General features: G+C 50.8%; 6 protein-coding genes and 1 pseudogene. All 7 read left to right on the top strand.

Going from position 1 to position 8,304, the window contains the following annotated elements; genetic code table 11:
- Positions 1-261 precede the first annotated feature (261 nt).
- Positions 262-453: a hypothetical protein gene (locus AB7U36_RS11650; protein WP_428159943.1), complete on the top strand. Its 192-nt coding sequence runs from the start codon at positions 262-264 to the stop codon at positions 451-453.
- Between the two features lie 59 nt (positions 454-512).
- Entirely contained in the window at positions 513-1,256 is a 744-nt protein-coding gene (locus tag AB7U36_RS11645; RefSeq protein ID WP_428159942.1) for a hypothetical protein, read from the top strand.
- 327 nt (positions 1,257-1,583) lie between these two features.
- The gene (locus AB7U36_RS11640) at positions 1,584-3,965 is read left to right on the top strand and encodes an ABC transporter substrate-binding protein (protein ID WP_428159941.1); all 2,382 of its coding nucleotides are present in this window, start codon (positions 1,584-1,586) and stop codon (positions 3,963-3,965) included.
- Between the two features lie 257 nt (positions 3,966-4,222).
- Complete coding sequence (locus AB7U36_RS11635; protein ID WP_428159940.1) at positions 4,223-5,344, top strand: chorismate-binding protein; 1,122 nt, start codon at positions 4,223-4,225, stop codon at positions 5,342-5,344.
- Positions 5,344-7,071, top strand: a complete 1,728-nt coding sequence (gene menD, locus AB7U36_RS11630; protein ID WP_428159939.1) for a 2-succinyl-5-enolpyruvyl-6-hydroxy-3-cyclohexene-1-carboxylic-acid synthase — start codon at positions 5,344-5,346, stop codon at positions 7,069-7,071. The genes AB7U36_RS11635 and menD overlap by 1 nt, the downstream gene beginning before the upstream one ends.
- A 13-nt stretch (positions 7,072-7,084) precedes the next feature.
- The gene (menB, locus tag AB7U36_RS11625) at positions 7,085-7,909 is read left to right on the top strand and encodes a 1,4-dihydroxy-2-naphthoyl-CoA synthase (RefSeq protein ID WP_428159938.1); all 825 of its coding nucleotides are present in this window, start codon (positions 7,085-7,087) and stop codon (positions 7,907-7,909) included.
- 19 nt (positions 7,910-7,928) lie between these two features.
- Positions 7,929-8,304: pseudogene (locus AB7U36_RS11620) on the top strand (o-succinylbenzoate synthase); the annotation flags it as partial.

The following is an 8,304-nucleotide window of genomic DNA, read 5'->3' as shown; positions in this document are numbered from 1 at the left end:
TTCTTTGCGATTAAATAATTGCTGCGCTCAATTCTTGACTTTTCCCCGGATGGCGAATAGATTTATCCGATTCGCAATTTAACAGATTGATCTCCTTGTTATTGAGTCTTTTCCAGGGGAGAAGAATGCTATGCAGCTTGAGGGATATTCGAAATTACAGCGTATTCATAGCAGTCAGAACAGCATTGTTTATACCGGGATTGACCAAGAGCGCCGGCAAGTTATCTGCCTGAAACGACCGGTAATTGGATTGATACGAATTTGTCCATCGGCGCCCATGCCCCTTCAGAAGCCCTGGGCAATGTGGACGATGCCTTTGGCGTTATCCACCTTTTCAATGCCGTTTCAGTCAAGGTGGCGGGCATCAGCACCGTGTTCGGGAATTCAGATGTGGATACCGCCCCCCCCACTGACGCTGGACCCTTTTCCCATGGCCTTTTTTTACTGGCGTGATCCCTACGGGGTCCAGTGGGAAATGGAGGGCGCCGGAAACGCGGTTATTTAAGGGGGATATGATGATGCTGAAAAATAAACCCAACAGCGTTTTGGTGATCATTGCCATGGCAGCCGAAGCAGCGCCGTGTATTGAACTGCTGGGTCTGAAACCAGAGGAAGATGTGTTTGACCGGCGCCTGCCCATGAAGGCATATTGCGGCCATCGGGGCGGAATCCGGCTGATGCTGACCACCAACGGTATTGATCCCCGGTTCGGCGTGGACCAGGTCGCAACCCAGCCGGCTGCCGTGGCTACTTATGCCGCCATTCAGCGGTTTAACCCGGATCTGGTGATCAACGCGGGCACCGCCGGCGGATTCAAACGGGCCGGACTTGAAATCGGGGAGGCCGTGATCAGCCGGGACAGCCTCAAATTTCATGACCGGCGTATCCCATTGGCCGGATTTGACGCATACGGCATCGGCAGCTACCCCTGTGCGGACATGGTGCAGATGGCGGAAGCGCTCGGGTTAAAGACAAAAGGGATATCAACGGGTAATTCCCTGAACATGACCCGTACGGATTTGGAAATGATTGAAAAAAACCATGCAGCCATCAAGGAGATGGAAGCGGCTGCCGTGGCCTGGGTGGCCTGGACCATGGAAAAACCGTTTATGGCACTAAAAACCGTTTCTGATTTTCTGGATTCTTCCGAAAAAACGGAAACGCAGTTTAGCAGAAATCTGGCAAAAGCCACGAAAAATTTAAGCTGCCAGCTGACCCGTGTTCTCGATTACCTGGACAGCTTAGGCAAATTCTAATTACCAAACAGGCTCTAAGTGGGGATATGATAAAAAAATAGCCCCATATTCTTTTCCGGGGCGTATTCAACAGGAATTTTTAAAAATGGCGGATAGGATTAAACTTGGAGCGTTTCAAATTTTGGTGTGGCAAATGGTTTTGTTTTTTGCTATGGCAGTTCTTTTTATAAGAAACTGGAGACAAGATACAGAAAACAAGAGGCCGAAGCGCCTGGGGAGCCCATTTTAACCCTGCATGGTTGGTTGTCTTTAGTTTCATTGTGTGTTTTGGGCTTGCGGCCCATGTGAGTTGTATCGAATTCAAGCAGATCAATACCGGGAGCGAGAATGAAAAAGAATACCATACTATTATCTTTGATTATTGCGTTGATATTAACCCTGAGCGGCTGCCTCGCTGATTCAGACGATCCGCAATCTGAAACCGACAACATGAAAACCATAACCATAGGAGCACTTCTTCCCCTGACAGGAAACTGGAACGAGCCTGGCCAGGGTGCAAAAAAGGCCCTTGATGTAACCCTTTCCATGGTAAATTATTTTTTGAAACCATCGGAACTGAAATTTGAACTAGATATACGCGACACCGAAAGCAATGGTGAGAAAGCCCTGCAGGAGCTTTCCTCACTGCATGATGCCGGAATAGATACGGTAATCGGTCCCATGAGCAGTGAAGAGTGTATGAGTGTTCTTGACTATGCGAATGAAAATTCGGTTCTGTTGCTGTCTCCATCTGCAACTTCTGAGGAACTGGCCCTGGATGATAATTTTTTCAGGTTGGTCGGTAACGACAGAAGCCTAATTGAGGGGCTTACCACGATCATGAAGGATAAATACGACTATGATCGCCTGATTACCGTATATCTGGATGATACATACGGTCGTGGATATTACGCGACTCTCCAGGACGTTCTGCCGTCAATGGGCATGGAGACGGCAGGAGCAATACCATTATCCATTGACTCGGCAGATCATGCTGCCATTGTTGATGAGCTGGAAGGACTTGCTGCCGGGGAAAACATCGAAGATACCGCCATCCTTCTTGTTTGCGACGGCGAGAGCGCTTCCGATCTGATAAAAAACATTTCATCAGCCAGCAAGCTTTCCACAATGAAGTGGTTTGTAAGTGTGGATATAATCGGCAGCACTATCTTTATGGAGGATAGTTTAGTTGAGGCTTTTGCTGCAGAAACCAAAATGGAAGGACTTGCAATCGGTTACAGGGATGTCGCACTGGATGCTCTGCCGTACATAGCAAACGTTCTGGACGGCGCTGCGGAGATATCTCCCTATGCAATTCCGACATGGGACTGCCTGTGGCTTCTGGCAAAGACATATAAAGAGGCCGCTGCAATCAATACCGATACCCTGAAGAAAACCCTCGTTGATGAGGCCGGAAGATATCGGAACGCCTTTGGAGCCATCAGCTTGCTGGATGAAAACGGAGATATTAAAAGTTCGCGCTATATGCGCTACATGATGTACGATGATAAAGGAAGCTATTCATGGCGTTGCCTGGGCCATTATGTAAATCTCGGTGTGGGAGATCCCATTATTCAGACCATTGAATGGAGTGTTTCCGTGGATAGCGGCATTGTTCAGGTGGGCGCCCTCCTTCCTCTTACCGGCAGCCTTGCCGAGAAAGGAGGAGAGATAGAGATCATTCTGGAACACTCGGCTGCAAGCTTTAACCAGTATGCCTCGGACATGGGTTCCGACCTCCGCATTGAGCTTGTGGTGGAAGATACGGGAAGTGATCCGGAAACCGCTGCCGTTGCAGCACAAAAGCTTGTAGATATGGGCATCAGAACCATGATAGGACCCATCGGCAGCTCGGAACTGGAAGCGGTGAAACCATTATCGGATAGTTACGGTGATATTTTTATTTCACCACTCTCGTCCTCACCCTCATTGAGCCTTGAAGATCGCATCTATCGTCTCATGTTGAACGATACCCATCAGGCCCATGCCCTCTGTCTGCTTTTGACCGAGAAGGGGATCTCAAATCTCATCATCATTAACCGGAATGATACTTACGGTAACGAATTGGCAGACACAGTTACCGCTGATTACACCGGCAAGATAACACGTTTGACCTATGATGTCGACCAGAGTGATTTCAGTACGATCCTCACCGAGGCAGGGGCGGCTGTTTCCTATGATACCGAGCACACCGCAGTGCTGGTTGTGGCCAATGAGGAGATCGTTGATATTCTGAAACAGGTCGGAACCCAAAGCAGATTAAACGATGTTGCGTGGTTCGGCACCGACAGCTCCGCACTCTCCAATCTTCTGATCAACGATCCGGATGCTGCTGAAAAAGCTTCTTCCGTCAACTTTACCGCCTTTGATTACAGCCCCTACGGACCATACTTTGATCCTCTTTATCATGAGATCAATTCAACTTTTCAGTCTAATGAGCCGTTTAAAGAGAGCTCTCTGAGTTCATTTGACGGTTTGTGGCTGCTTTGCTGCGCTTATCTTGTTCACGGTGCTTCAGCAGACTTGGATACCATAAATAATTATATTTCCGGAAAATCGTTTCGTGGTGTCGGTGGAGTGCTTTCGCTTGATGCATACGGCGACCGTCAGTTCGGATACTACAAGCTCTATCACGTAGCCGCCGGAGAAAACGGAAAGTACAGCTGGGAAAATAACGGAATTTACAATCTTGATTATACTCATAGCGGAACACTGGAACTGTTCGATTAGAAACGGACCTGCTGAAACGGCACGGCTCCGTATCATTTGGATGCAATGGAAAAGGATACGGTGAACATGGTTCCTTGATTCAAGGTGCTTTCCGCAAAAAGGGCACCGCCGTGCATGTTTACAATGCTGCCAAAAAAAAACTGTTATTCATGGATCAGGGATGTTAAAGAAACCGCTCAGGTTGAAATACTGTACCCAAATAAAAATTTTAAGATTTATATAATTGCCGCGTCTGCCAGCAAGAAATTAGGGAAAGGATGAACAGCGTTACACAGTTTGATTGTCTTATTGATGATCTGATAGAAAAAAATGCCGCATTTGCCTGCTGGTTCCAACCGTCCAATGACAGCCCGCAACTGATTGCCGGGGCCGAGGATGATATTATATTCCCGGGAAGTATACAGCAATTGAGCCGGGTCCGGGGGTTTGTGTTTGCCCCGTTTAAAATGTCGGATAATGTCCCTGCCATTGTGTTGCAGCCGGCCATACACCTGAAAGGGTATAGTCAGATCCAGGCGTTTGATCCGGGAACCTTGGTTTCGTCTCCCATTCACCGGGAAACAAAAGCCCCTTGCCTCTCAACGGAGTTTCATGATTACCTGGTGTGCGTCAACCATGCCATTGAACAGATCAACGCCGCAAAATTTTCCAAGGTGATTGTTTCCAGGCGCATTTGTAAAGAGAGGACAAATGAATCCTTAGGATCGCTGTTTCTTGGGCTCCATGACATAAACCCGGGTGTGTTTGTTTTTGTGGTGAACCTGCCCAGGGCCGGGCTTTGGATGGGGGCCACCCCTGAACTGTTGTTTCGCTCGGATGGGCGGCATGCCCAGACCGTGTCCCTGGCCGCCACCCAGCCCCGGCGTCCTGATGGCCAATACTGCTGGTTTACAAAGGAAATTGAAGAACAGGCTTTTGTCTCCAGGTATACGGTGGATGTACTCCACCGGTTTGGTTTTTCATCCTACCAGACAAAGGGGCCCCAGGATCTTGAAACAGCCACCGTGGCCCACTTGAAAACCTCGTTCTTTTTTTCCGGGACACACATTGAAGACCGGCTTGGAGAATTTGTTGGACAGCTTTTCCCGACGCCTGCGGTGTGCGGTCTGCCCAAGGCCGAGGCAGATCAATTCATCCACACCTTTGAACCCCACGACAGGCGGTATTATACCGGGTTCCTGGGTCCCTGGCGCCTTAAACAAAGCGGCACCGACGTTTATGTGAACCTGCGCAGCATGGAAATTGAAGACGCCCAGTATGTCCTTTACACCGGCGGGGGAATCACGGCCCGGTCCAACCCGGAACAGGAGTGGGAGGAGACCACGCAAAAGTCCAGAACGCTTTTAAACGCCATAGAAACGTTGCAGGAACAGGGGTGATGATTTCAACAAAGCGCCATGTGCAGCAGCTTGCCTCTCTATTCTTAAGCAAAGAGATTTTAGATATTGTGCTGTGCCCAGGATCCAGGAACGGTCCCTTAATTCATACCCTGGCCGGCTGCGGAAAGTTTGACTGCAGGGTGATTGTGGATGAGCGCAGTGCCGGTTATTTTGCCCTGGGGATGGCCCAGGCAAAGAAGAAACCCGTGGGTTTGGTGTGCAGTTCTGGCACGGCTGCTGTTAATTTTGCCTCGGCTGTGGCCGAGGCCTTTTACCAGAAGATTCCTTTGATCGTGGTGACTGCGGACCGGCCCGACTACTGGATTGACCAGCTGGAAAACCAGTGTATCCATCAAAAGGGGCTGTACCGCAATTTTATCAAGCAATCGTGTTCACTGCCCCTGGAGGAATCGGACAGCCAATTATGGGCTGGTGCACGTCTGATCAACGATATACTGAATACGGCCGTGTCTGACGGGCCGGGACCTGTACATATCAACATTCCCCTTGAAGAGCCTTTGCACAAGACCGTGGATGCGCAACTGCCTGGTGTTAAGGTGATAGATGCCGCGGATACACAGACACAGCTTGGCAAAAAGGCGTTGGCCGGGGTGGCCGAAGAGATCCGCCGGGCAGATAAAATTCTTGTACTGGCAGGCCAGTCCCCGGGCAATGCAGAACTTGACAATGCACTGGCCCTGTTTGTGAAAAAAACCGGTGCCGTGGTTGCCGCCGAGCACCTGGCCAATCTGCAGATGGCTTCGGATTGCTGCTGTGCCTGTCCGGAACTGGTGCTTGGATCCATATCCCAGGGTGATGCAGCCGTTTTTCAACCTGATCTGCTGATTACCTTTGGCAGGCACTTTGTCTCCAAACGTATCCGGCAATTTTTGAGGACGTATAAACCGGACAAGCACATTCATGTGGATGCCGGCGGCGGGCATATGGACACCTATCAGGCATTGACCCGGGTTTGTGCCATGGCCCCGGAACGGTTTTTTGAGCAAATGGCCGGAATGCAGATCCAAAAATCATCGGAAGATTATGCTGGGGCCTGGAAAGACCGGGAACAGGAGGCCCTGCCAATTTATGAGCATTATCTGGACCAGGCCCCTTTTTGTGATTTCACGGCATGTGCCTATGCATTGAATGCAGCGCCGCAAGGTTCAGTCATACACCTTGGCAACAGCTCCGCCGCAAGATATGCCGTGTTAACCCCCGGTACCCGATTCAAGGGCGTTACCTGGTTTGGCAACCGGGGAACCAGCGGAATTGACGGCTCTGTTTCAACGGCGGTGGGGTATGCCTCGTGCAGTGCGCAGATCAATACGCTTATCCTGGGGGATCTCTCGTTTTTTTACGATTCCAATGGATTGTGGAATAAATACCTGGAGAAAAATCTAAGGATTATTGTGCTCAACAACGGCGGCGGCAATATTTTCAGTTTTGTGGAAGACCTTGCCGGCCGCACCGGGGAAGAGAATCAAGCGGTGTTTCAAAAATATTTTTTTGCAGGCCACCGGGCAAAGGCCGAAGGCCTTGCATCGGCATTCGGCCTTGACTACCTGCAGGCTGACTCGGATTCCGGGTTGGACAAGGCCCTTGGCGACCTCTATAATCCTGGCCGGATTGTCCCCACCCTTTTAGAGGTGTTTACGGATGCCCGGACCAACACAAACGTATTTAAGGGGTTGTTTACAGAAATTAAAAAAGCACTGACTAAATAATGGAGAGTGACGCATGACAGAAAAACGCCAGTGGGAAACCATCAAAGAATTTGAAGATATTTTTTTTGAATATTACGAGGGCATCGGCAAGATCACCATCAACCGTGAACGCTACCGCAACGCCTTTCGTCCCACCACCGTCCATGAGATCAGCGAATCCTTGCGCCTCTGCCGGGAGGACAAGCGTATCAATGTGATTGTCCTGACCGGGGCAGGGAACACGGCCTTTTGCGCCGGTGGCGACCAGACCGTGAAAGGGGCGGGCGGTTACATTGACAAGGACGGCACCCCAAGGCTGAATATCCTGGAAGTCCAGAAACAGATCCGGTCCATGCCCAAGCCCGTGATTGCCATGGTGAACGGCTTTGCCATCGGCGGCGGCCATGTTCTGCATGTGGTGTGCGACATCACCATAGCCAGCGAAAACGCCATCTTTGGCCAGACCGGCCCCAAGGTGGGCAGTTTTGATGCCGGTCTTGGCTCATCCTATCTTGCCAGCACCATTGGACAGAAAAAGGCCCGGGAGATCTGGTTCATGTGCCGGCAGTATACGGCGGCCCAAGCCCTGGAAATGGGCCTGGTCAACAAGGTGGTGCCCCTGGACCAGCTTGAGGATGAGACCGTGGCCTGGGCTATGAAAATGCAGGAACACAGTCCCCTGGCCCTTCGTATGATCAAGCTGGGGCTCAATGCCGAACTTGACGGCCAGGTGGGACTCCAGGAGTTTGCCGGTAATGCCACGCTTTTGTATTACCTTACCCAGGAGGCCCAGGAAGGCAAGAACGCATTTTTGGAAAAGCGGAAACCGGATTTCAGTCAATTTCCGAAATTCCCTTGATTATAGATAGATTCAAGCGATGAACGCACGTGTAATTGAACATAAATTACAGTTTAAACAGCCGGCAGGGACGTCCCGGGGGGTGCTGAACCACCGCCGGGTCTGGTATCTTGTGCTGGAAAAAGAGGGCCGGACCGGGGTGGGGGAGTGCGCGCCCTTGCCGGGGTTGAGCGCTGAAACCATCCCCGAGGTGGAACAGGCTCTTGCCGCCCTTGCCGCAGACCCGGATGGGTTTTGTGCCCGGGCAAACCGGCAGCGTATACCCGCTTCGGTATGGTTTGCCGTGGAAACCGCCCTTAGGGATCTGGAACAGGCCGGTACGCAGATTCTCTTTCCTTCCGCCTTCACCCGGGGTGACAAGGGCATCCCCATCAACGGACTGATCTGGATGGGGG

The organism is Desulfobacter sp. (genome assembly GCF_050177295.1).
The sequence above is the reverse complement of the archived record's forward strand: the minus strand, read 5'-3'. Positions and strand labels throughout refer to the sequence as shown.

Excerpts from the sequence above, each read along its gene's own strand:
- AB7U36_RS11635 (WP_428159940.1), top strand. The coding sequence starts at position 4,223 with ATGAACAGCGTTACACAGTTTGATTGTCTTATTGATGATCTGATAGAA.
- AB7U36_RS11645 (WP_428159942.1), top strand. The coding sequence starts at position 513 with ATGATGATGCTGAAAAATAAACCCAACAGCGTTTTGGTGATCATTGCC.
- menB (WP_428159938.1), top strand. The coding sequence starts at position 7,085 with ATGACAGAAAAACGCCAGTGGGAAACCATCAAAGAATTTGAAGATATT.
- menD (WP_428159939.1), top strand. The coding sequence starts at position 5,344 with ATGATTTCAACAAAGCGCCATGTGCAGCAGCTTGCCTCTCTATTCTTA.
- AB7U36_RS11640 (WP_428159941.1), top strand. The coding sequence starts at position 1,584 with ATGAAAAAGAATACCATACTATTATCTTTGATTATTGCGTTGATATTA.